This is a genomic window from Brachybacterium sacelli, from assembly GCF_017876545.1.
GTDB classification, from domain to species: domain Bacteria; phylum Actinomycetota; class Actinomycetes; order Actinomycetales; family Dermabacteraceae; genus Brachybacterium; species Brachybacterium sacelli.
The window spans coordinates 2,844,076-2,865,198 of sequence record NZ_JAGIOD010000001.1; the positions used below are offsets into that span (position 1 = coordinate 2,844,076).

The following is a 21,123-nucleotide window of genomic DNA, read 5'->3' on the forward strand; positions in this document are numbered from 1 at the left end:
CGTGCCAGAAGGAGCTGAGGCCGGAGCGGTACGGTGACGCCATGAGCACCCCGGACGTCCCCTCGACGACACCTGCCGCGCCGGGAGACGACGCGGCCCTCGACGCCCTGCGCAACCGCCTCGACGGCCTGTTGCCCGCCGCCGTGGATGACCTGCAGGACCTCGTGCGGATCCCGTCGATCGCCTTCGAGGGCTATGACCGCGAGCCGGTCCGACGCAGCGCCGAGGCCGTCGCCGACCTGCTGCGCGGGGCGGGCATGGCGGAGGTGAGCATCGAATCGGTCGGCGAGGGCGCGCCGGCGGTCATCGGTCGCAACCCGGCGTCCCCGGGCCGGCCCACGGTGCTGCTCTATGCCCACCACGACGTGCAGCCCACCGGCGACGTCAGCGACTGGAGCACCCCTCCGTTCGAGCCCACCGGGCGGGGCCGTCGGCTCTACGGTCGCGGGGCCGCCGACGACAAGGCCGGTGTCATGGCCCATGTGACCGCGCTGCGCCTGGTCGGGGAGGAGCTCGCCGCCGACGGCATCGGCGTCACCGTCTTCGTCGAGGGCGAGGAAGAAGCCGGCTCGCCGACCTTCCGGCCCTTCATCGAGGCACATCGCGACGCGCTCGAGGCGGACCTGATCATCGTGGCCGACTCCGCCAACTGGGCGGTCGGCACTCCCGCTCTGACCACCAGCCTGCGCGGCCTGGTCGACGTCGTGGTCGAGGTGCGCGCCCTGGAGCACGCCGTCCACTCCGGGCTCTTCGGCGGCCCGGTGATGGACTCGCTCACCCAGCTGTCCCGCCTCCTGGCCACCCTGCACGACGAGAACGGTGAGGTGACGGTCGAGGGCCTGGTGCGGGCCGAGGACCCGAGCGTCGAGATGGACGAGGCCGACTTCCGGCGGGACGCGGGCGTCCCCGACGGTCTCGCTCTCTCGGGCAGCGGCTCCCTCACGGCGCGGCTGTGGACGCGCCCCGCCCTGTCCGTGATCGGGATCGATGCCCCGAGCGTGCGGGACGCCTCCAACACCCTGGTCCCCCTCGCTCGCGCGAAGGTCTCGCTGCGGATCCCGCCGGGCGAGGACCCGCAGGAGGCGATGGATGCCCTGGTCCGCCACCTCGAGCGGCACGCGCCCGACACGGCGCAGGTCACGGTGCATCGTGGGGAGACGGGCAAGCCCTACAGCGCGCGCCAGGACTCCCCGGCGATGGATCTCGCCCGCACCGCGCTCGGCGCCGCCTGGGGAGCCGCGGCCGTGGACACGGGCCTGGGCGGCTCGATCCCCTTCATCGCGGACCTGCTGGAGGTCTTCCCGTCGGCCGAGGTGCTGGTGACCGGCGTCGAGGATCCCGAGTCGCGCGCCCACGGCATCGACGAGTCGCTGCACCTGGACGAGTTCGCGCGGGTCTGCCTCGCCGAGGCGCTGTTGCTGAAGGACGCCGGCAGCCTGCGCGAGGGGCGGGCGTGAACGGACCCGGGCCGAGGGGACGGGGGAGGCAGCCCCACCGTTTCCCCGGCGACGGTCCCGCTGCTGCTGCTCGGGCTGATCGTCGGCTTCCTCGCCGGGTACTTCCTGCTGTGGTCGGGCCTGCTCGTCGTGCTCGCCGTCCTGGCCGCCTCCGTCACGGTGGTGGTGCGGGGCGGGAGCCGCGACGCCGCGACGGGCGCGATCCTCGGGGTGGTGGCCGGGTACGGGATCGTGATCCTGCTCGCGGCCTTCCGCGGGGTCCTGTGAGGGGACAGGGGCCGCGTCCCCCGTTCCCGGCCCACGGGGCGTACTCTGGGCGCACACGAGCTTCGAGGAGGACCTCATGACCACGCCCACCACCGAGCGCCCGACCGCGACGCATGGCGTCACCCTCACCTCCGGCGCCGCCGAGAAGGTGACGTCCCTGCTGCAGCAGGAGGGGCGCGATGACCTGCGTCTGCGGATCGCCGTACAGCCCGGCGGCTGCTCCGGCCTCATCTACCAGCTGTACTTCGACGAACGTCAGATGGATGAGGACCTGGTCGCCGATTTCGACGGCGTCGAGGTCATCGTCGACAAGATGAGCAGCCCGTACCTCTCCGGCGCGGTCATCGACTTCGCGGACACGATCGAGAAGCAGGGCTTCACGATCGACAACCCCAATGCCGGCAGCTCCTGCGCCTGCGGGGACTCCTTCAGCTGACTCGTGCGGTCCGGGACCGCGCAGGCCTGCCGACGGTCTCCGCACCTGTCCCGCGAGCGGTCCGGGCCCGACCCGGTGACGATCTCGTCACCTGGTCGGGCCCGTTTTCATGCCCCAGTACGCCTGGGTAGAGATCACGGACCGGTGACGGGCACGGTCAGCGCGCGTGCCGATGCGGTACGCGCTTCGCGAAAGCCGTATGATGACGACGTGCCGTCATACGGCGGGCCCTGCGCCCGTCGGCCCGCTCCCCGGAGCAGGCGCGGCACTGTGGGCATGTCCCCGCCCACATCAGTACCAACTCCGGGGACCGGGGCCGGTCGCGCAGCTCAGCGCGGAACGGCGATCGGGCACCGGAGACGACGAGCGGAAGGTCATACCCTGTGATCCCCCAGGTCCCCCAGCGTGCGCGAGGTGTCCGCCGCGCGGCGACAGCAGGCCTCGCCCTGGCCGTCCTGTTCCTGTCGGGCTGCACCGACGAGCAGCGCAGAGGCTTCCTGCCCGGCTACCCGGACGGCGAGGTCACGGACCGGACCGGCACGATCACCAACCTCTGGGTCGGTGCCTGGGGAGTGCTGCTCATCGTCGGCCTGATCATCTGGGGCCTGACGATCTGGTGCGCGATCGCCTACCGCCGCCGCAAGAACGACACCGGCTTCCCGATCCAGCTGCGCTACCACGTCCCGCTCGAGCTCATGTTCACGCTCGTGCCGGTGATCATGGTGCTCACCTTCTTCTACTTCACCCAGCAGGACACCCGCGCGGTGGAGATGCACGAGGCGGAGCCCGATTACACGGTCGACGTCGTCGCCAAGCAGTGGAGCTGGGACTTCAACTACGTCGATGACGACGTCCACGAGCCCGCCGGCGTGCAGTCCTTCGCCACCGGTGAGCCGGGCGCGGCCGAGTCCCTGCCGGTGCTGTACCTGCCGGTGGGCGAGACCGTCGAGTTCAACCTCGACTCACGTGACGTCATCCATTCTTTCTGGGTCGTGGACTTCCTGTACAAGAAGGACATGATGCCGGGCCACACCACGAGCTTCCAGGTGACCCCGACCCGTGAGGGCACCTACGCGGGCAAGTGCGCCGAGCTGTGCGGCGAGTACCACTCGGACATGCTCTTCAACGTGAAGGTCGTCTCCCAGGAGGAGTTCGACGCCCACATGCAGGAGCTGAAGGACCAGGGCTACGAGGGCCAGCTCGGTGTGGATCTGAACCGAAACGAGGAGGAGTGGAGCATGCGCGAGAAGCATGACGACGCCGGTCCTCGCTACACCGAGCCCACCGAGGGAGCGAACCAGTGAGCGCCGAGACGACGACCGCGCCGGCCACTCCGGAGACTGCGCGGTTCCAGCAGACCGGCAGCACCGGCCTCGGCAAGCAGATCTTCAACCTGCTGACGACCACCGATCACAAGCTGATCGGCCTGATGTACATGGGTATGGCGTTCGCGTTCTTCGCGTTCGGCGGCCTTCTCGCCCTGGGCATCCGCACCGAGCTGTGGGAGCCCGGCCTGCAGGTCGTGGTCTCCAAGGACCAGTACAACCAGCTGTTCACCATGCACGGCACGATCATGCTGCTGATGTTCGGCACGCCGCTGTTCAACGGCTTCGCCAACTACCTGGTGCCGCTGCAGATCGGCGCCGTGGACATGGCGTTCCCGCGCCTGAACATGTTCGCCTTCTGGATCACCCTGTTCGGCTCGCTGATCGTGGTCTCCGGCTTCCTCACCCCGCAGGGCGCGGCCTCCTTCGGCTGGTTCGCCTACGCGCCCTTGTCGGACACGACCTTCTCACCAGGGTTGGGTGGTGATCTCTGGGTATTCGGCCTGGGCTTGCAGGGCTTCGGCACGATTCTGGGCTCGGTCAACTTCATCACCACGATCCTGTGCATGCGCATGCCCGGCATGACCATGTTCCGCATGCCGATCTTCACCTGGAACGCGCTGATCACGGCCGTTCTGGTGCTGATGGCCTTCCCGCCGCTGGCCTCCGCGCTGCTGGCACTGGGTGCGGACAGACGCTTCGACGCGCAGATCTTCAACCCCGAGAACGGCGGCGCCGTCCTGTGGCAGCACCTGTTCTGGTTCTTCGGGCACCCCGAGGTGTACGTGCTGGCCCTGCCGTTCTTCGGCATCGCCACCGAGATCATCCCGGTGTTCTCGCGCAAACCGGTGTTCGGCTACAAGACGCTGGTCGGTGCGACGATCTCGATCGCCGCCCTGTCCGTCACCGTGTGGGCGCACCACATGTACACCACCGGCGCCGTGATGCTGGACTTCTTCGCCTTCATGACGATGCTGATCGCGGTGCCGACCGGCGTGAAGTTCTTCAACTGGATCGGCACCATGTGGAGAGGGTCGTTGACCTTCGACACCCCGATGCTGTTCACGCTCGGCTTTCTGACCACCTTCATCTTCGGTGGCCTGACCGGCGTGATCCTCTCCTCGCCGATTCTCGACTTCACCATCTCGGACACCTACTTCGTCGTCGCGCACTTCCATTACGTGATGGCCGGGACCGTGGTCTTCGAGATGTTCGCCGGCTTCTACTTCTGGTGGCCGAAGATGTTCGGGTACAAGCTCAACGAGGGGATCGGCAAGCTGCACTTCTGGCTGCTGACCATCGGCTTCCACATGACGTTCCTGGTCCAGCACTGGCTCGGCGTGATGGGTGCTCCCCGCCGTTACGTGAACTACCTGGCCGAGGACGACTTCGGCTGGCTGAACCAGGTCTCGACGATCGGTGCCGTGATCATGGGCGCCTCCACGCTGCCCTTCCTCCTGAACGTGGTGCTCACGCACCTGAAGGGGAAGAAGGTCGAGGTCGATGACCCGTGGGGCTACGGAGCCTCGCTCGAATGGGCGACCTCCTGCCCGCCGCCCCGGCACAACTTCCATTCCCTGCCCCGCGTCCGGTCCGAGCGTCCCGCCTTCGATCTCCATTACCCCGAGGTCGCGCTCCAGGACCACATGCTCGAGCAGGAGCCCGCCGTGAATCCGAGGACCAACTGACATGAGAGCAACTGCGCAGATCTTCTGGATCCTGGGAGTCTTCTTCCTGATCGTCGCCGTGGCGTACGGAGTCGTCACCGGCAACTTCGAGCCCCTCGGCGTCGAGAGCGCCGGGTTCCCGGCCCTGATCGCCGTGACGGGCCTCGCCTTCATGATCGCCATGGGCCTGACTCTCGCGGCGAAGAAGAACGACGTCGGCCCGTCCGACGATCTGGACGCCGAGGTCTCCGAGCATGCCGGCGTCCAGGGCAGCTTCTCCCCGTACAGCTGGGCCCCGCTCTGGGCCGGTATCGGTGCGGCCCTGTGCTTCCTCGGTGTCGCCGCCGGCTGGTGGATCTTCGCCTTCGGCGTCATCTTCTCGATCTATGGCGTGCTGAGCTGGGTCCTGGAGTTCTCGGTCGGTCAGCACCAGCACTGAGGCCCTACCTCCCACTTCCGGCGCCCTTGTGGACGCCGCTCGACGGCCCCGCATTCGATGCGGGGCCGTCGTTCTGTGTGCCTGCCCCTGCGAGCGGGGACTTCCTCTGCGGCGACAGTCGTCACACGCTGGACGACCGGGTCCTGTCGCGGGCATGGTCCACGAGGTGCGCATGGGCGTCCTGCCCGTCGTGATCGGCCCGGGCACGCGCTTCTTCGGGGCGGTCCACCCGCAGCACCGGACGGCCGGTGACGAGGGACTGCGTCCTCACCTGTGATGCGCCAACATAAAACATGAAACATGCGTACACCCCTGAACAGCCGAGTGACGCTGTGATGCTGTGCTCTCCTCGGGCCCGGCGGCTCGCGCACGGCGGATGGCGAGCGACGGGCGGGGAGCGAGGGAAGGGGGCCGAGCTCCGCGGTGCCACGAGGTCCTCCGGGGACCGTGCGCGGGACACGGTGCTAGCGTGGGCAGGGGAGCCGCCGCGGAGCGTGCCGAGGCTCCTCGCCACGGCGGCATCAGTTCTCAGGGGGTCGGCATGATCATCGGTGACATGGACCCGTCGGCACGGGCCGAGCGCGAGGTCCGCGGCCTGTTCGCGGACGAGGCGGCGCTGGACCGCGCCGTGGGCTGGGCGCGGACCGTCCTGTCCGAGGCGGGGATCGATGCGAGCTCCCAGCAGCTGCGGGCGATGCGCGAACTGCGACGGGTCGAGCGGCGCCTGAGCCTCGTCGGTGCCCGCTATCTCGTCTCGGCGGCCGCGGGCCGCCCCCCGCAGCGGCCGGGCCGCCGCAGTCCTCTCCTGCGCTGAGTTCTCCCGGGAGGGGGTGCCTGAGCCGTCCCCGCATCCATGAGAGCGGGCCCCGGGAATCTTCCCGGGGCCCGCTCTCATGGTGCACGCTGAGGTGTCTCGAGGTCAGCCCGAGTGGTGCGCCTTCTCGGCCGGGATGCGGTAGTCCCCACCGGTGGCCGCGTCGATCGTGTGCTTCTCGTGACCGGCATGCTCGAGGGCCTCGCGCAGTTCGGCCGGCGTGACCGGCTCGATCCGATCCTTGAAGAAGAAGCTGGTCGCCTTCGCGCGCAGCGAGGAGACGCCCTTGCCGGCCTTGAGCGGACGGTAGTCGTCGTGCTGCACCAGGACCCAGCGATCGAACTCGTCGAGCGGCTCGTGGATCTCGAGCATCTGCCCGGAATCCGTGCGCACCACCCGCGAGCTCTCCTCGCCGTGCAGCGCCTTCTGCCGCGCCTGACGCTGGAGCGAGAGACACAGTCGTTTGGTGATGAAGAACGCCAGCACGGGTATCACGAAGATGCCCACCCGGAAGAACCAGGTGATGTCGTTGATCGACAGATGCAGCGCGATCGCGATGAGGTCGTTCGTCGCGGCCAGGGCGAGGATCAGATAGATCATGATCCAGGCCACGCCGAGGCCGGTGCGGACCGGTGCGTTGTACGGCAGATCGTTGAGGTGGTGCTCGCGATCATCGCCCGTCACCCACGCCTCGAGGAAGGGGTAGAGGGCGAGCACCGCCAGCAGACCGCCGTAGAGCGCGATCGGGATCAGCATGTTCAGCGAGATCACGTACCCGAAGATCGTGAACTCCCAGCCCGGGATCAGGCGCAGACCGCCATCCGTCCAGAGCATGTACCAGTCCGGCTGCGACCCCGCGGACACGGGCGAGGGGTCGTAGGGGCCGTAGACCCAGACGGCGTTGATCGCGGTGGTGGCCGAGATCAGGGTGATGACGCCGAAGACGAGGAAGAAGAATCCGCCGGCCTTGGCCGCGTAGACCGGGAAGACGGGGAAACCGACCACGTTGCGCTCGGTGCGACCCGGGCCGGGGTACTGCGTGTGCTTGTGCAGCACCAGCAGCACCAGGTGGATCGCGATCAGACCGAGGATCATCGCCGGCACCAGCAGGATGTGGATCGTGAACAGGCGCGGGATGATGTCGGTGCCGGGGAATTCGCCGCCGAACAGCAGCATGGACAGATAGGTGCCCACGATGGGGATCGCGCGCATCAGGCCGTCGATGATTCGAACGCCGTTACCGGAGAGCACGTCATCCGGGAGGGAGTAGCCGGAGAAGCCGGCCACCATGCCCAGGACCATCAGCGAGAAGCCGACGAGCCAGTTGAGCTCCCGCGGCTTGCGGAAGGCGCCGGTGAAGAAGACCCGGAACATGTGCACGAAGATCGCGACCATGAAGACGAGGCAGGCCCAGTGGTGCATCTGGCGGAACAGGAGGCCGCCGCGGAGCTCGAAGGAGATCTGGAGCGTGGACTCGTAGGCGCGCGACATGGTCTCGCCCTGCAGCGGCACGTAGGGGCCGTCGTAGACGACCTCCTCCATGGAGGGGTCGAAGAACATCGTCAGGAACGTGCCCGAGATCAGCAGGATGACGAAGCTGTACAGCGCCACCTCGCCGAACATGAACGACCAGTGGTCGGGGAAGATCTTGCGGGCGATGAACTTGACGAAGCCGCCGCCGGAGACGCGCTGGTCGAGCCAGTCGCCGCCCACCGCGCCGAGCTTGTACATGCGCGAGCTGCTCGCGTCGTCGGAAGCCGGCTTCCGGGTTTCGGGAGTCGTGGTCGTCATGGGATCACTTGTCCTTGTGGATGTTCCAGAAGCTGGGACCGATCGGCTCGGGGAAGTCGCCGGGGGCCACCAGGTAGCCCTCGTCATCGACCTCGATCGGGAGCTGCGGCAGCGGACGGTGCGCCGGGCCGAAGAGCACCTTCGCGCCATCGGTGGCGTCGAAGGTCGACTGGTGGCAGGGGCACAGCATGTGGTGGGTCTGCTGCTCGTAGAGCGCCGCCGGGCAGCCGACGTGCGTGCAGATCTTCGAGAAGGCGAGCACGCCCTCCACGCCGTTGGCCAAGCTCTCGGGGTTCTTGCCGAACTTGGGGTCGAAGCGCACGATCATCGTGGCGGCCTTCGCTCGCTCCTCGAGGTGGTGCGGCGTGTCCTCGGTGAGGCCCTCGGGCATCACGTGGAAGATCGAATTCATCGCGACGTCGGACAGCTTGATGGGGGTGCCGTCGTGGTCCCGGGCCAGACGCTGGCCGGGGTGCTGGCCCCAGAAGGTGTGGAAGGGCTTGTTGCCCGGCAGCGGCCCGAGGGTCGACAGCGGTGCGAGCACGGCGATCGGCAGCGCGGCCAGCGAGGCGACCATGGCCGTCACGATCAGGGGCCGCCGCCCAATACCGGACTCCTCGAGGCCGTCGGTGATGATGCCGGCGGCGATCTCGCGGGTCTCGTCGGAGCCGCGGATGTCGTGGCGCTCCTCGACCATCTCCTCATCGGGCATGAGGGTCTTGGCCCAGTGGACCGCGGCGGCACCGATGAAGAACACCGCGATCGCCAGGCCCAGGCCGGTGACGAGGTTCGACCACCACAGGGCCTGCGACGTGCCCTCCTCCGCGAAGAGGTTCGTGCCTGTAGGGGTCACGACGAAGTACGCCGCGATGAAGATCGCCGTGCCCAGGACGGACAGCAGGAACATGCCGGCGACGAGGCGCTCGGCGCGCTTCTCCGCGGCGGGGGAGACGTCGGCCTGACGATGGACATGCGGGGGGAGCCCCGGGTTGGGGAATCCGCCGCCCTCCTTGGGCGCGACAGCGCTGACCCCGGAGTCCTGGCTCGTGGCGTGGGAAGAGTTGTTCATGCTCGCGTTCACTTGGCCTTCGCCCCCAGCCACACGGCACAGCCGAGGAGGAGGGTCAGGATGATCGTCCAGGCGTACAGGCCCTCGGTCACGGGGCCGAGGGAGCCCAGGGAGATGCCGCCTGGCGAGCCGTTCTCCTCCAGGGCCTCGAGGTAGGTGATGACGTCACGCTTGTCCTCGGAGGACAGGTTCGTCTCGTTGAAGACCGGCATGTTCTGCGGGCCCGTGTCCATGGCCTCGTAGACGTGCTTGGGCTCCACGCCCACGACCGGCGGGGCGAACTTGCCACGCGTGAGGGCGCCGCCCTGGCCGGCGGCGTTGTGGCACATGGCGCAGTTGACGCGGAAGATCTCGCCGCCCTTGGTGGCGTCACCCTTCGAGGTGTCGAGGGCCTCCTCGTCGGGGACGGCCGGGCCGGGGCCGAGCGAGGCGACGTACGCGGCGAGCTGCCGGGTCTGCTCCTCGTTCATCTGCGGCGGCTTCTCCCAGGCCTGCGGGCCCGAGGACTGCATGGGCATGCGGCCGGTGCCGACCTGGAAATCGACCGCGGCGGCGCCCACGCCGACCAGGGAGGGGCCGAGGGTGGAACCGTCGGCGTTCTCCAGACCCGCCCCGTTGGTGCCGTGACAGGTCGCGCAGTTGGCGAGGAACAGCGACTCGCCGGCCTCGACGTCGTCCTGCGTGTAGCCCTCTGCCTGAGCTGTCTGCGGCTGGAAGGCGACGTACAGCCCGCCGGTCGCCACCAGAGCGAGCAGCAGAATCACGAGAAGCGCCATCGGGTGATGACGACGTGCGGCGAGTGCCTTCACGGTTCGGACCTCGATTCGTGGAGGGGGCGAGCGGGGGAGGGATGGACGGTGGTGAGCGCACCGGGCCGGACGGCGGGTGCGGGCGCGGGGATCAGAAGATGCTCCAGGTGAACTCGACCGGGATGAAGTGACCGGAGTTGAACAGGGTCGAGAGCGGATCGAGCATGTACACGATGAAGAACAGGACGATCCACACGATGTCGACGAAGTGCCAGTAGTACGAGATGCAGATCGCGGAGACCTGCTCGTGCTGGGTGAACTCCTCGGCGACGAAGGCCCGCATGAGCACGAGGAGGAAGGCGACGAGGCCGCCGACCACGTGGATGCCGTGGAAGCCGGTGGCGAGGTAGAAGATCGAGCCGAACGGCGTCGACGACAGCGTCACTCCGTTGTGGACCAGCTCGGTGTACTCGTAGGCCTGGCCGGACACGAAGATCGCGCCCATGATGAAGGTGAGGGTGTACCACTCGATCATCCCCCACCCGGCGACGTTGAAGATCGAGCCGCTGCGGCGCTTGCGCGGGGCGAAGGGCTTGCCGCCGGGGAACTTGCCCTCGGCCAGGAACACGCCGATCTGGCAGGTCACGGAGCTCAGCACCAGGATGGTCGTGTTCACCAGGGCGAAGCCGTGGGTGAAGTGCGACTCACCCTCGAAGAAGGTGTCCGGCGCCATCGACCGCAGCGTGAAGAACATGGCGAACAGGCCGCCGAAGAACATCAGCTCGCTGGAGAGCCAGACGATCGTGCCGATCTGCGTCGGGTTCGGGCGGCCGACCGCTGGTGCAGCGGCGGGGGAGCGCTCAGGCAAGGTCGCAGTAGTCACGTCACCATTATGTCGTGTCGTCAGGGTCGGCGCGCCGGATCACGACGGCAGGCGCACCGCAGGGCTCGGCCCCGGGAGGACGGGGCCAGCATATCCCTCCTGACGCCGTGTCACGAACCGGGACACGCCTCCGATAGCCGCAGGTGACCAGCGTGTGCGCGGACGTGATGCATCTGTGATCCGATCCGTGATCGGTGCGGCCCACGCGCGCGGGAGGTGCGATCATCGAGGCATGAGCGAGAACACTCCGACCTGGCCCACGATCACGGCGCGTCTCGTGCGGGGCGAGGAGCTCGAGCCCCAGGAGGCCTCGTGGGCGATGGACGAGGTCATGTCCGGCAGCTCGACCGCGGTGCAGCTCGCAGGATTCCTGGTCTCGCTGCAGGCCAAGGGGACCACCAGCGAAGAGCTCGCCGCGCTGGCGGACGCGATGGTGGCTCACGCCCGCCCGGTGCAGGCTCCGCGTCGCGCGGTCGACATCGTCGGCACCGGCGGCGACCTCGCCCAGACGGTGAACATCTCGACGATGGCCTCGATGATCATCGCGTCGACGGGGCGCACGGTCGTCAAGCACGGCAACCGTGCCTCGACCTCCCGCTCGGGCTCCGCGGACGTGCTCGAGGCCCTCGGCGTCCGTCTCGACCTGCCCGTGCCCGCGGTCGAGGAGCTGGTCGGGAAGATCGGGATGACCTTCCTGTTCGCGCAGGTCTTCCACCCGTCGATGCGCTTCGCCGCCGAGGCGCGCAAAGGGCTGGGCATCCCCACCGTGATGAACATCCTGGGGCCGATCACCAATCCGGCCCGGCCGCGGGCGAGCGCCGTGGGCGTGGCGGATCCGCTCATCGCTCCCACCGTGGCGGGAGTCTTCGCCGCCCGGGGCACGAGCGCCCTGGTCTTCCGGGGCCAGGACGGGCTCGACGAGCTCACCGTGACCGCCCCGTCGGACGTGTGGGAGGTGCGAGGCGGTCAGGTGCGCGAGCACGTGCTCGACCCCGAGCGCCTGCTGGGGATCCCGCGCAGCGACGCCGAGGTGCTCCGCGGCGGCACCGCCGAGGAGAACGCCGAGGTGGCGCGCGAGCTGTTCCGAGGCGTCCGGGACGGGCGCATGGGTCCGATCCGGGACGCGGTGCTGCTGAACGCCGCGGCGGGCGTCCTCGCCTTCGACGGCATCGGGCAGGAGGCCTCCGACGGGTTCCACGACCGCTTCGCCGCTGCCTTCGCCGAGGCCCGTGAGGCACTGGACTCCGGCCGGCCGATCGATCTGGTGAGGCGCTGGGCCGCGGCCTCGCAGGAGGCCTCCGCGGCCGAGTCCTGAGCGCGCCGGATCGGTTGCGTCGGTCTCAGCCGTCGATGCCCAGGTCGAAGGCCGCGTCGAGATCCTGCTTGGAATAGGTCTTGAAGGCGATGTTGGTCGAGGTGTCGAGCACGCCGGCGACCTTGCTGAGCTGATCGGCGATGACCCCGGCCAGATCCTCGTGGGCGCGCACCCGCACCACGGCGATGAGGTCGACGTCCCCGGTGACGGAATAGACCTGCTCGATGCCCTCCAGATCGACGATTGCCTCGGCGACCTCGGGGATGCGGGCGGACTCGACGACGATCGAGACGATGGCGGTGATCATGACTTCTCCTAGGGCGGGGCGGCGATCGCGGCGGGACAGGTGTCCCGAGCCTATGCCCCGGACGCCGGGACGGTCCGGGCGAAGCGCTCCGCGAGATGCTCGGCGTCGAAACGGGCCAGTGCGGGCTGGGACCACTCGCCCTCGACCAGGACCGTGCGCATCCCCTCGGACTCGAGCCAGGTGAGAAGGATCTCGGTCTCCTGGTGGTATCCCTGGCACATCACCGCCGCGTGCTCCGCCTCCCCGGCACCGGTCGCCGCCAGCGAGCGGGCGACCGCCACCGGATCGGCCCGGGCAGGGACCAGGGCGGTGCCCGAGAAGCGTCCGTGCCGGGTCGCCAGGAGCTCCCATCCGCGCCCGCCGATCACCGGATCGGTGCTGGGCCGCGCGGCGACCAGCAGCGGGACCTCCGCGATCGCCCGCAGCCGGGCGGCGCGGCGAGCGGCCTCGAGGAAGGTCAGGGTCAGCCGGCGCAGCTTCTCCGCGTCCTCGTAGCGTCCGGCCGCGGTATGGGCCCGCAGCCGCCCGGCGACGTGGTCGAGCACCTCGCGGGGGTCGGTGAGCATGGCCCGGCGGATCCGGTCGCGAGGGCGCCCGCGGGGCAAGGCCCCTCCTGCGCCCTGCTCGAAGGACGCCCCGCGTCCCAGCACGGCGTCGGTGAGCAGCCCGCGCATCGGCTCGACGTCGTGCCGGGAGGCGAGCGGGCCGATCTGGGCGGAGCCGTCGGTCTCGGCGCGTGCGAGCCGTGCGGCTCGCAGGCCCTCGGTGCCGCTGCCCAGTCGCAGCCACATCGCCTTCTGGGGCGTCAGTCCGTGCCGGTTCGCGGGCGGCTTCTCGGAGCCGATGATCCGCAGCTCGCGGATCGCGGCCTCGGTGGGGGTGGTGCATTCGATGACCCGGATCGACTCCGCGCGCGGCAGCATGTCCAGCACCTTGCGCCGGGTCTCGGCCGCCGTGAAATAGGTGCGCACCCGTGACCGGAGGTTCCGGGAGGTGCCCACGTAGAGCACCTGCTCGCGCGCATCGAGGAACCGGTAGACGCCGGGCACGGACGGGACGTCCTCGGCGAGGTGCTTCTTGCGCAGTTGCACCGGCGTGGCCCGGCGGTGGGCCGAGGAGAGGTCCTCGAGGGTCGCGGCACCCGTCGGCCCCAGCCGCTCGATGATCGCGTGGAGCACGTCGACCGTGGCGCGGGCGTCGGAGAGTGCCCGGTGGTCCGGTGTGATGCCGGCTCCGACGTGCGAGGCCAGGGTCGACAGCTTGTGGTCGCGCACCTCGTCCCGGCGGAAGACCCTGCGGGCGAGCGCCAGGGTGTCGAGCACCAGCGGCCGCGGCCAGCCGATCTCGCAGCGGGCGGCCTGGGCGCTGAGGAAGGAGATGTCGAACCGGGCGTTGTGCGCGACCAGTGCGGCGTCCCCCACGAACTCGAGGAACATCGGCAGCACGGTCGCCACACGCGGGGCGCCGGCGACCGAGGCGTCCGTGATACCGGTCAGCGAGGCGATGTAGGCGGGGATCGGACGCTCGGGATCGACGAAGGTGCGGAACTCACCGAGCACCTCGCCACCGCGGATCTTGACCGCGCCGATCTCCGTGATGGCGTCGCTCGCGGGGTCCGTGCCGGTGGTCTCCAGATCGACGACCACCAGCGTGGCCTCCACCAGCGGGGTCCCGAGATCCTCGAAGCTCAGCTGACGGCGTGCGGACATGACGGCAGACTACGACGGGGCCCCGACACCCGGGTGCGCGCCGCGAGGTGCGGACGCTCACCCGAGTCCGCGGCGCGGGGACCACGGCTGCGCGGGGCCAGGGCGGCTCGGGGCCGAGCGGAGCGGATGCGACCCCGGCCCCAGGTCCTCGGATCAGGAAGCGGGCCGGGAGCCGGAGTAGATCTTCTCGATGACCGGAGCCATGTCCTTGACCACCACGTTGCGCTTGAGCTTCAGCGACGGCGTGAGGTATCCGTTCTCCTCGGTGAAGTCCGAGTCGATGACCTCGAACGCGCGGATGGACTCCGCCCGCGAGACGGACTGGTTGGCCGAGTCGATGACCGTCTGCAGCTCGGCACGGACCTGCTCGTCCGCGGCGGCCTCGGAGAGGGTCATCTCCGGCAGCGACTTGTTCTTCAGCCAGGTGGGGAGCATCTCGGCATCGAGGGTGAGGATCGCGGCGACGAAGGGCTTCTGGTCGCCGATCACGACGCACTGGCTGACCAGCGGATGGGCTCGCAACTGGTCCTCGAGCTGGGCGGGGGAGATGTTCTTGCCGCCCGCGGTCACGATGACCTCCTTGCGGCGCCCCGTGATGGTCAGCGCACCGTCCTCGTCCAGCGAGCCCAGGTCCCCGGTGCGGAACCAGCCGTCCTGGAGCGCCTCGGCCGTGGCCTCGGGATTGTTGCGATAGCCCGCGAAGACCATCACACCCTTGACCAGGATCTCGCCGTTCTCGTCGATCGCGACCGTGGAGCCCGGCAGCGGCGGGCCGACGGTGCCCGGCTTGACCGCCCAGGGCAGGTTCACGCAGATCGGGGCGGTGGTCTCGGTGAGGCCGTAGCCCTCCAGCACCGTGACCCCGATGCCGCGGAAGAAGTGCGCCAGACGCGCGCCCAGCGGTGCACCACCGGAGACGGCCCAGCCGACGTCTCCGCCCATGGCGGCGCGCAGCTTCCCGTAGACGAGCTTGTCGAAGACCGCGTGCTTGACCTTCAGGGCGATCGGCACGGCGCCGGCGCTCTGGGCCGACGAGTACGCGATCGCGCTCTCGGCGGCCGCGGCGAAGATCTTCCCGCGGCCCCCGGCGATGGCCTTCGCCTCGGCGCCGTTGTAGACCTTCTCGAACACGCGTGGCACGGCGAGCAGGAAGGTGGGCTTGAAGGCCTCGAGATCGGGCAGCAGGTTCTTGGTGTCCGCGGTGAACGCCGTGGTGACCGGCCAGGAGGCGGCCAGCACGGTGAGCAGACGGGCGAAGACGTGCGCCATCGGCAGGAACATCAGCATCCGCGAGCCGGGGGGAAGCACCTGCTGACCGAGCAGGTTCACCGCGCTGCGGGAGGTGTCCACGAAGTTGGCGTGCGTGAGCTCGGCCCCCTTGGGACGGCCCGTGGTGCCGGAGGTGTAGATGATGGTGGCGACATCGTCGAGGCGGCGCGAGGTGCGGCGGGCCTCCAGGTCCTCGTCGCTGACGTCTGCGCCGCGTGCCTTGAGGTCCTCGATGATGCCGTCGTCGAGCACCCCGATGTGCTCGAGCGCGGGCAGCTCGCCGCGTACGGACTCGACGTCCTCCTGATGGCGGGCGGCCTCGACGAGGGCGAAGCGGGCGCTGGTGTCGGAGGCGATCCACTGGATCTGGCTGGGGGAGGAGGTCTCGTAGATCGGCACGCTCACGCCGCCGGCCCACCACACGGCCCAGTCGGCCAGCGTCCACTCGTACCGGGTGCGGGAGAGGATCGCGACGACGTCCCCGCTCGCGAGCCCGGAGGCGAGCAGGCCCTTGGCGACCTGCTTGACCTCGTCGACGAAATCGGCCGTGCTCATCGGCCGGTAGGTGCCGTCCTCCTGGGCGTGCTCGAAGATCGGCACCGCGGGATTCGACCGAAGGCGCCCCAGGAGCAGATCGGTCGTGTTCTCGTCCGGTCGGCTCTCGTGCTGCGGGGCGGTCGTGAACTGCTTCATCGAATCTCCTTCGATCCGGGCCGGTGCGCTCCCTCGTCATCCCGGACGCCTGCCCGGAAGCGCTGGTGGGGTCGGACCGATCCTACGTCAGCGCCGCATACGATATGTCACGACGGCCCGGGCGACCGGCGATAGAGGACCAAGCGATCCTGCGTGATCGAGAAGGAGCACCATGCTCTCCATCGGAGTGGACATCGGCGGCACGAAGATCGCGGCGGGCGTGGTCGACGAGGACGGGGAGGTCATCGCTGCGACGACGCGGAGCACGCCCGCCACGGATCCGGAACTGCTCGAGGCCGGTGTCGCCGATGCGGTGGCGGAGCTGCGCACCGACCACGAGGTCGTCGGGGTCGGTGTCGGTGCGGCGGGCTTCGTCAGCTCCGATCGCCGCACCGTGAAGTTCGCCGCGAACCTGGCCTGGCGCGAGCACCCTTTGGCCGACGAGCTGGAGCGGCTGACCGGCCTGCCGGTCGTGATCGAGAACGATGCCAACGCGGCCGGGTGGGCCGAGTACCGATTCGGGGCGGCGACGGCGGCGCGGCACATGCTGATGGTCACGGTCGGTACCGGGCTGGGCGGTGCGATCGTCCTGGACGGACGTCTGATCCGCGGCAGCGGCGGCTTCGCGGGCGAGGTGGCGCACATGACCGCGGTGCCCGACGGGCAGTGGTGCGGCTGCGGCCGCAAGGGATGTCTGGAGCAGTACACCGCGGGCACCGCCCTGGTGCGCACGGCCAAGCGCCGCGCCTCCGCGGGCGACCCGCTGATGGGGCCGCTGGTGCAGGCGGCCGGCGGAGCGCGCAAGGAGATCGACGGCCCGCTGATCACCCGTCTGGCGCAGCAGGGCGACCCCGGCGCCGTGGAGCTGATCGCAGAGCTCGGGTCGTGGTTGGGGATCGGCGTCGCCTCGATCTCCTCGCTGCTGGACCCCGACATGATCGTCGTCGGCGGCGGGGTCGCCGCGGCCGGGGACCTGCTGCTGGATCCGGCCCGCGACTCCTACGCCGCGCACCTGACCGCGCGCACGCACCGTGAGCTCGCCCCCTTCGTGCTCGCCGGCATGGGGAATCGGGCCGGAATCGTGGGCGCCGCGGACCTCGCCCGCTGAGGTCCAGGTCCCGGCGGTCGGGGTCGCCCGAGGAGCATGGCCGGGGGCACGGGGAGCGCCGGGGCGATGGAGCGTTCAGACCTCCGCGCCGTCGTCGTCCCCGTCGCGGGAGCCGGGGACCCGCAGGAGCAGCGAGACCACGCCGCCCACGGCCGCGAGAGCGCCCACCCACCCAAGGGCGCCGGGCAGCGCCGGCGACACCGAGGAGGCGACCAGCAGCACGAACCCGCCGATCAGCGCGGTCCAGGACCACAGGGTGCCGGAGGACGGCTGCGGGAGATCGGGGTCCGGCGGCTCGAAGTCGCCGTAGAGCACCTCGTCGTCATCGAGCTCGCGCGGACCCGCCGCGCCGCGCAGACCGCCGATGCCGTCGCTCCCTCCGGCGGCGGGATGCGCGGCGCGCGAACGGGCGCGCGACTCCTCGCTCGGCGGCTCCGGCGGGGACTCGGCACTGGGGGACCAGAAGTCGTCGTCCGAGGAAGGGCCCCGCGGGCTCTCGGGGCCCTCGGGTGCCGCCGGCTCCCGCGGCGCCTCGCCGGGGCGCAGCACCATTCCCTCGTCCTCCAGCATGCGCGCGAACTCGGCGTCGACGTCGCGGGGATCGGGCGTGCTGCCGCGGTCCGAGGTCATCGGGCACCTCCCGCCGGGCCGGGGACGTGCCGGTCCAGGAACCGCGCGGAGGCCTCGAACAGCTGCGGGGCGTCGTGATCCAGTGGGACCAGGTGATAGCTGCGCGGCAGGGACAGGCGCTGGACCGGTCCGCTCACCCCGGCGGCGACGAGGTCGCTGTCCCGGGGCGGGACGGTGTGGTCGGTGCGCGAGGTCGCCAGCAGCAGCGGCACCGTCACGTCTGCGAGGTGGTCCCGCGTGCGGGAGAACAGGCGCCGCAGCTGGGCGACGCCACGCAGCGGCGTGCGCTCGTACGCCTCCTCGACCGCTCCCTCGCGAGCGACGTCGGACCCGATCCCGGGCACGGTGCGCAGCAGCGGCGCGAGCAGCCCTGCGGCACCCGCCGCCCCCGGGAGGGTCACCCCCGGGTTCGCCGCCACTAGCGCTGCGACACGCCCTCGCAACTCCGGGTCCTCGCCCAGGGCGAGGGCGAGCGAGCCACCCATCGACAGGCCGCCCACGGCGATCGGCCCGTGCCGTGCGGAGAGCTCCAGCGCCGCTTCGCGCACCTGGTGGTACCAGTCCTGCCATCGGTGGGCGGCGAGGTCCTGCCAGGTGGTGGCGTGACCGGGCAGCAACGGCAGCTCGACGGCCCACCCGCGGGCCGCGTGGTCCTCCGCCCATGGGCGGATCGATTGCGGGGTTCCGGTGAATCCGTGGCACAGGAGCAGACCGCCGCGCGGGTTAGAGTGACCCCGCGCGCGCCAGGGGCGGGACAGTTCGCTGAACGCCATGGGTACATCGTCGCACCCGCGCCGGCATGCTTCATCCCCGTCCGAGACCCCGGCTCCCCGGAGCCTGCAGCTGAGGAGTGCGTAGTGCTGTACGAGCTCGCCAAACCTGTCGTCATGGGCGTGGCGAGAGTGCTCTGGAACCCCACGATCGCCGGCACCGAGAACATCCCCGACCGCGGCGCGGTCATCCTGGCCTCCAATCACCTGGCCTACTCCGACGCCGTGTTCCTGCCCGGACAGGTGCGTCGGACCGTGCACTTCCTGGGCAAGTCGGATATCTTCGCCGGCCGGTCCCCGCTGAACAAGGTGGTCGCCGGGGTGATGCGCGGTCTGCACGTGATGCCGGTGGACCGCTCGGGCGGGCATGCCGCGAGCACCGCGATCGAGGCGGGACTGACGGTGCTGCGGGCCCAGAAGGTGCTCGGGATCTACCCCGAGGGCACCCGCAGCCCCGACGGTCGGCTCTACCGCGGCAAGACCGGCGTGGCGCGATTCGCCCTGGCCACCGGCGCCCCGATCATCCCTGTGGCGATGCTCGGCGCCTTCGAGGCCCAGCGTGGACGGCGCTTCTTCCCGCGGCGCACTCCCCGGGTCCGTGCCGTGCTGGGGGAGCCGCTGGACGCCGCCGCGATCGCCCGCTCGCTCGAGGGGGCGGAGGAGGCGCAGGTCCTGCGTGCCGTGACGGACGTGGTCATGGACCGCATCCACGAGCTGTCGGGGCAGGAGCGCAGCGAGGAGTACGCGACCGACGTCAAGCGACGCCTGCGGGCGGCAGCCCAGGAGGGTGCGGAGGGACCGGGGCCCGACGCGACGAGGTGACCGGTCGCGACCGGGCCGCACCCACCGGCCCGCCTCGCCACGGTCTCGCGAAGCGTGTCCGCAAGCCCTCGCGACTGTGGTCCTGCCCACTGGGATCCCGCCGCCGCGCCGAGGTGGACTGCGTACCCTGTGAGGGTGACTCAGTTCAGCCCCGATGCCCCCGCCCGCGCCCACGACTTCACGCTGTCCTCGGCCGACGACGGCCTGGCGGCACTCGGGTCCTGGCGCGAGTATCCGCGGGTGCAGCAGCCGGTGTGGCCCGACGAGGCCGAGCGGGCCCGGGTCTCCGACGACCTGCGCGCTGCGCCGCCACTGGTGTTCGCCGGCGAGGTCGACGTGCTGCGCGAGCGCGTCGCGGCCGCGGCCCGCGGTGAGGCGTTCCTGCTCGCCGGGGGAGACTGCGCGGAGACCTTCGCCGACTCCACCGCGGATCGCATCCGCAACAAGATCCGCACCATCCTGCAGATGTCCGCCGTGCTCACCTATGGCGCCTCGGTGCCGGTGGTGAAGATGGGCCGGATGGCCGGCCAGTTCGCCAAGCCGCGCTCGGGTGACGAGGAGACCCGCGACGGCGTGACCCTGCCGACCTACCGCGGCGACGCCGTCAACGCTCACGCCTTCACCCCGCAGGCACGGATCCCGGATCCGCGCCGCCTGTGGCAGATGTACACCACCAGCGCCTCGACGTTGAACCTGCTGCGGGCCTTCACCGGCGGCGGCTTCGCCGACCTGCGCGAGGTGCACTCCTGGAACCGGGGATTCACCTCGGGCGCGGGATACGACCGCTACGAGGAGCTGGCCGCCCAGGTGGACAAGGCGATCCGCTTCATGGACGCCATCGGCGCGGACTTCGACTCCCTCAAGGTCGTCGAGTTCTACGCCTCGCACGAGGCCCTGCTGCTGGACTACGAGGAAGCGCTGGCGCGGATCGACTCCCGGAGCGGGGAGATCTACGGCTGCTCCGGCCACTTCCTGTGGGTCGGCGAGCGGACCCGGCAGCTCGACGGCGCGCACGTCGACTTCATGTCCCGCCTGCGCAACCCCATCGGGGTCAAGCTCGGGCCGGACGCCTCGGTCGACGACGCGCTGCGCCTGATCGACAGGCTCGACCCGGAGCGCGAGCCCGGGCGCCTGACGTTCATCACCCGGATGGGGGCGGGGAAGATCCGTGATCGTCTCCCGGCCCTGGTGGAGGGGGTGCGCGATGCCGGGGCGGAGGTCGCCTGGGTGACCGACCCGATGCACGGCAACACCATCACCTCCTCCAACGGGTACAAGACCCGACGTTTCGAGGACATCCTCGACGAGGTCGTCGGCTTCTTCGAGGTCCACCAGGGGCTCGGCACGATCCCCGCCGGCCTGCACATGGAGCTCACCGGCGACGACGTTACCGAGGTGCTCGGCGGCAGCGGAGAGATCGACGAGGAGGGCCTGACCCGGCGCTACGAGACCCTCGTGGACCCGCGCCTGAACCACCAGCAGTCCCTCGAGCTCGCCTTCCTGGTCGCGGAGATGCTCTCGCGCCGCTGAACCCCGCCCCCGTTCGGTCCGGGACAGCGCCGGCACGCCCCCTCGGGACGTACCGGCGCTGTCCTCTGCCTCC

General features: G+C 70.2%; 21 protein-coding genes. 12 read left to right on the top strand and 9 right to left on the bottom strand.

Annotation, left to right across the window (positions count from 1 at the left end):
• The first annotated feature begins 41 nt into the window (after window positions 1-41).
• From JOF43_RS12840 to JOF43_RS12870, 8 genes are all read left to right on the top strand, one after another.
• A complete protein-coding gene (locus JOF43_RS12840; RefSeq protein ID WP_209902552.1) occupies window positions 42-1,457 on the top strand; it encodes a dipeptidase in 1,416 nt (471 codons plus the stop codon).
• A gap of 129 nt (window positions 1,458-1,586) precedes the next feature.
• Window positions 1,587-1,724 (top strand): hypothetical protein, encoded by a 138-nt coding sequence (locus JOF43_RS12845; RefSeq protein ID WP_245354108.1) that lies wholly within the window; start codon window positions 1,587-1,589, stop codon window positions 1,722-1,724.
• Between the two features lie 76 nt (window positions 1,725-1,800).
• Window positions 1,801-2,160, top strand: coding sequence for a HesB/IscA family protein (locus tag JOF43_RS12850; protein WP_209902554.1), 360 nt, complete (start codon window positions 1,801-1,803; stop codon window positions 2,158-2,160).
• A gap of 383 nt (window positions 2,161-2,543) precedes the next feature.
• Window positions 2,544-3,464 (top strand): aa3-type cytochrome oxidase subunit II, encoded by a 921-nt coding sequence (gene ctaC / locus JOF43_RS12855; protein WP_209902555.1) that lies wholly within the window; start codon window positions 2,544-2,546, stop codon window positions 3,462-3,464.
• Window positions 3,461-5,173, top strand: coding sequence for an aa3-type cytochrome oxidase subunit I (ctaD, locus tag JOF43_RS12860; RefSeq protein ID WP_209902557.1), 1,713 nt, complete (start codon window positions 3,461-3,463; stop codon window positions 5,171-5,173). Before ctaC ends, ctaD begins: the two co-directional genes overlap by 4 nt.
• A 1-nt stretch (window position 5,174) precedes the next feature.
• The gene (locus tag JOF43_RS12865) at window positions 5,175-5,591 is read left to right on the top strand and encodes a cytochrome c oxidase subunit 4 (protein ID WP_209902559.1); all 417 of its coding nucleotides are present in this window, start codon (window positions 5,175-5,177) and stop codon (window positions 5,589-5,591) included.
• A gap of 154 nt (window positions 5,592-5,745) precedes the next feature.
• A complete protein-coding gene (locus tag JOF43_RS23010) occupies window positions 5,746-5,868 on the top strand; it encodes a hypothetical protein (protein WP_281065030.1) in 123 nt (40 codons plus the stop codon).
• Between the two features lie 192 nt (window positions 5,869-6,060).
• Window positions 6,061-6,405 (top strand): hypothetical protein, encoded by a 345-nt coding sequence (locus JOF43_RS12870; protein WP_342592176.1) that lies wholly within the window; start codon window positions 6,061-6,063, stop codon window positions 6,403-6,405.
• Between the two features lie 105 nt (window positions 6,406-6,510).
• Here JOF43_RS12870 and qcrB read toward each other — a convergent pair whose 3' ends face one another.
• From qcrB to ctaE, 4 genes are all read right to left on the bottom strand, one after another.
• Entirely contained in the window at window positions 6,511-8,196 is a 1,686-nt protein-coding gene (qcrB, locus tag JOF43_RS12875) for a cytochrome bc1 complex cytochrome b subunit (RefSeq protein ID WP_209902561.1), read from the bottom strand.
• A gap of 4 nt (window positions 8,197-8,200) precedes the next feature.
• The gene (qcrA, locus tag JOF43_RS12880; RefSeq protein ID WP_209902562.1) at window positions 8,201-9,265 is read right to left on the bottom strand and encodes a cytochrome bc1 complex Rieske iron-sulfur subunit; all 1,065 of its coding nucleotides are present in this window, start codon (window positions 9,263-9,265) and stop codon (window positions 8,201-8,203) included.
• 8 nt (window positions 9,266-9,273) lie between these two features.
• On the bottom strand, window positions 9,274-10,074 hold the full coding sequence (gene qcrC, locus JOF43_RS12885) for a cytochrome bc1 complex diheme cytochrome c subunit (RefSeq protein WP_209902564.1): 801 nt from the start codon (window positions 10,072-10,074) through the stop codon (window positions 9,274-9,276).
• Between the two features lie 91 nt (window positions 10,075-10,165).
• A complete protein-coding gene (gene ctaE / locus JOF43_RS12890) occupies window positions 10,166-10,897 on the bottom strand; it encodes an aa3-type cytochrome oxidase subunit III (protein ID WP_209902566.1) in 732 nt (243 codons plus the stop codon).
• Between the two features lie 232 nt (window positions 10,898-11,129).
• On the opposite strand from ctaE, the gene trpD reads away from it, so the two are divergent.
• Complete coding sequence (gene trpD / locus JOF43_RS12895; RefSeq protein WP_209902568.1) at window positions 11,130-12,212, top strand: anthranilate phosphoribosyltransferase; 1,083 nt, start codon at window positions 11,130-11,132, stop codon at window positions 12,210-12,212.
• Window positions 12,213-12,237: 25 nt separating this feature from the next.
• Here trpD and JOF43_RS12900 read toward each other — a convergent pair whose 3' ends face one another.
• The 3 genes from JOF43_RS12900 to JOF43_RS12910 form a co-directional block, all read right to left on the bottom strand.
• Complete coding sequence (locus tag JOF43_RS12900) at window positions 12,238-12,519, bottom strand: Lrp/AsnC family transcriptional regulator (protein ID WP_209902569.1); 282 nt, start codon at window positions 12,517-12,519, stop codon at window positions 12,238-12,240.
• 50 nt (window positions 12,520-12,569) lie between these two features.
• The gene (locus JOF43_RS12905) at window positions 12,570-14,228 is read right to left on the bottom strand and encodes a DEDD exonuclease domain-containing protein (RefSeq protein WP_209902571.1); all 1,659 of its coding nucleotides are present in this window, start codon (window positions 14,226-14,228) and stop codon (window positions 12,570-12,572) included.
• A gap of 153 nt (window positions 14,229-14,381) precedes the next feature.
• Window positions 14,382-16,190, bottom strand: coding sequence for an AMP-dependent synthetase/ligase (locus JOF43_RS12910; RefSeq protein ID WP_209902573.1), 1,809 nt, complete (start codon window positions 16,188-16,190; stop codon window positions 14,382-14,384).
• Between the two features lie 172 nt (window positions 16,191-16,362).
• Between JOF43_RS12910 and JOF43_RS12915 the strand changes: the two genes are divergently transcribed.
• On the top strand, window positions 16,363-17,298 hold the full coding sequence (locus tag JOF43_RS12915; protein WP_209902575.1) for an ROK family glucokinase: 936 nt from the start codon (window positions 16,363-16,365) through the stop codon (window positions 17,296-17,298).
• Between the two features lie 75 nt (window positions 17,299-17,373).
• On the opposite strand, the gene JOF43_RS12920 is transcribed toward JOF43_RS12915, so the two are convergent.
• Together JOF43_RS12920 and JOF43_RS12925 are read right to left on the bottom strand one after the other, a co-directional pair.
• Window positions 17,374-17,928 carry a hypothetical protein gene (locus JOF43_RS12920; RefSeq protein WP_209902577.1) on the bottom strand — a complete coding sequence of 185 codons (555 nt, stop codon included), beginning with the start codon at window positions 17,926-17,928 and terminating at the stop codon, window positions 17,374-17,376.
• Window positions 17,925-18,701, bottom strand: a complete 777-nt coding sequence (locus JOF43_RS12925; RefSeq protein ID WP_209902579.1) for an alpha/beta hydrolase — start codon at window positions 18,699-18,701, stop codon at window positions 17,925-17,927. The genes JOF43_RS12920 and JOF43_RS12925 overlap by 4 nt, the downstream gene beginning before the upstream one ends.
• An 84-nt stretch (window positions 18,702-18,785) precedes the next feature.
• Between JOF43_RS12925 and JOF43_RS12930 the strand changes: the two genes are divergently transcribed.
• Window positions 18,786-19,520 (top strand): lysophospholipid acyltransferase family protein, encoded by a 735-nt coding sequence (locus JOF43_RS12930; RefSeq protein ID WP_209902581.1) that lies wholly within the window; start codon window positions 18,786-18,788, stop codon window positions 19,518-19,520.
• Between the two features lie 135 nt (window positions 19,521-19,655).
• Entirely contained in the window at window positions 19,656-21,050 is a 1,395-nt protein-coding gene (locus JOF43_RS12935) for a class II 3-deoxy-7-phosphoheptulonate synthase (protein ID WP_209902583.1), read from the top strand.
• Window positions 21,051-21,123: the final 73 nt, after the last annotated feature.

Excerpts from the sequence above, each read along its gene's own strand:
- JOF43_RS12850 (WP_209902554.1), top strand. The coding sequence starts at position 1,801 with ATGACCACGCCCACCACCGAGCGCCCGACCGCGACGCATGGCGTCACC.
- qcrB (WP_209902561.1), bottom strand. The coding sequence starts at position 8,196 with ATGACGACCACGACTCCCGAAACCCGGAAGCCGGCTTCCGACGACGCG.
- JOF43_RS12900 (WP_209902569.1), bottom strand. The coding sequence starts at position 12,519 with ATGATCACCGCCATCGTCTCGATCGTCGTCGAGTCCGCCCGCATCCCC.
- qcrA (WP_209902562.1), bottom strand. The coding sequence starts at position 9,265 with ATGAACAACTCTTCCCACGCCACGAGCCAGGACTCCGGGGTCAGCGCT.
- JOF43_RS23010 (WP_281065030.1), top strand. The coding sequence starts at position 5,746 with ATGGTCCACGAGGTGCGCATGGGCGTCCTGCCCGTCGTGATCGGCCCG.
- JOF43_RS12920 (WP_209902577.1), bottom strand. The coding sequence starts at position 17,928 with ATGACCTCGGACCGCGGCAGCACGCCCGATCCCCGCGACGTCGACGCC.
- JOF43_RS12910 (WP_209902573.1), bottom strand. The coding sequence starts at position 16,190 with ATGAAGCAGTTCACGACCGCCCCGCAGCACGAGAGCCGACCGGACGAG.
- JOF43_RS12905 (WP_209902571.1), bottom strand. The coding sequence starts at position 14,228 with ATGTCCGCACGCCGTCAGCTGAGCTTCGAGGATCTCGGGACCCCGCTG.
- JOF43_RS12840 (WP_209902552.1), top strand. The coding sequence starts at position 42 with ATGAGCACCCCGGACGTCCCCTCGACGACACCTGCCGCGCCGGGAGAC.
- JOF43_RS12915 (WP_209902575.1), top strand. The coding sequence starts at position 16,363 with ATGCTCTCCATCGGAGTGGACATCGGCGGCACGAAGATCGCGGCGGGC.
- trpD (WP_209902568.1), top strand. The coding sequence starts at position 11,130 with ATGAGCGAGAACACTCCGACCTGGCCCACGATCACGGCGCGTCTCGTG.
- JOF43_RS12865 (WP_209902559.1), top strand. The coding sequence starts at position 5,175 with ATGAGAGCAACTGCGCAGATCTTCTGGATCCTGGGAGTCTTCTTCCTG.
- JOF43_RS12925 (WP_209902579.1), bottom strand. The coding sequence starts at position 18,701 with ATGGCGTTCAGCGAACTGTCCCGCCCCTGGCGCGCGCGGGGTCACTCT.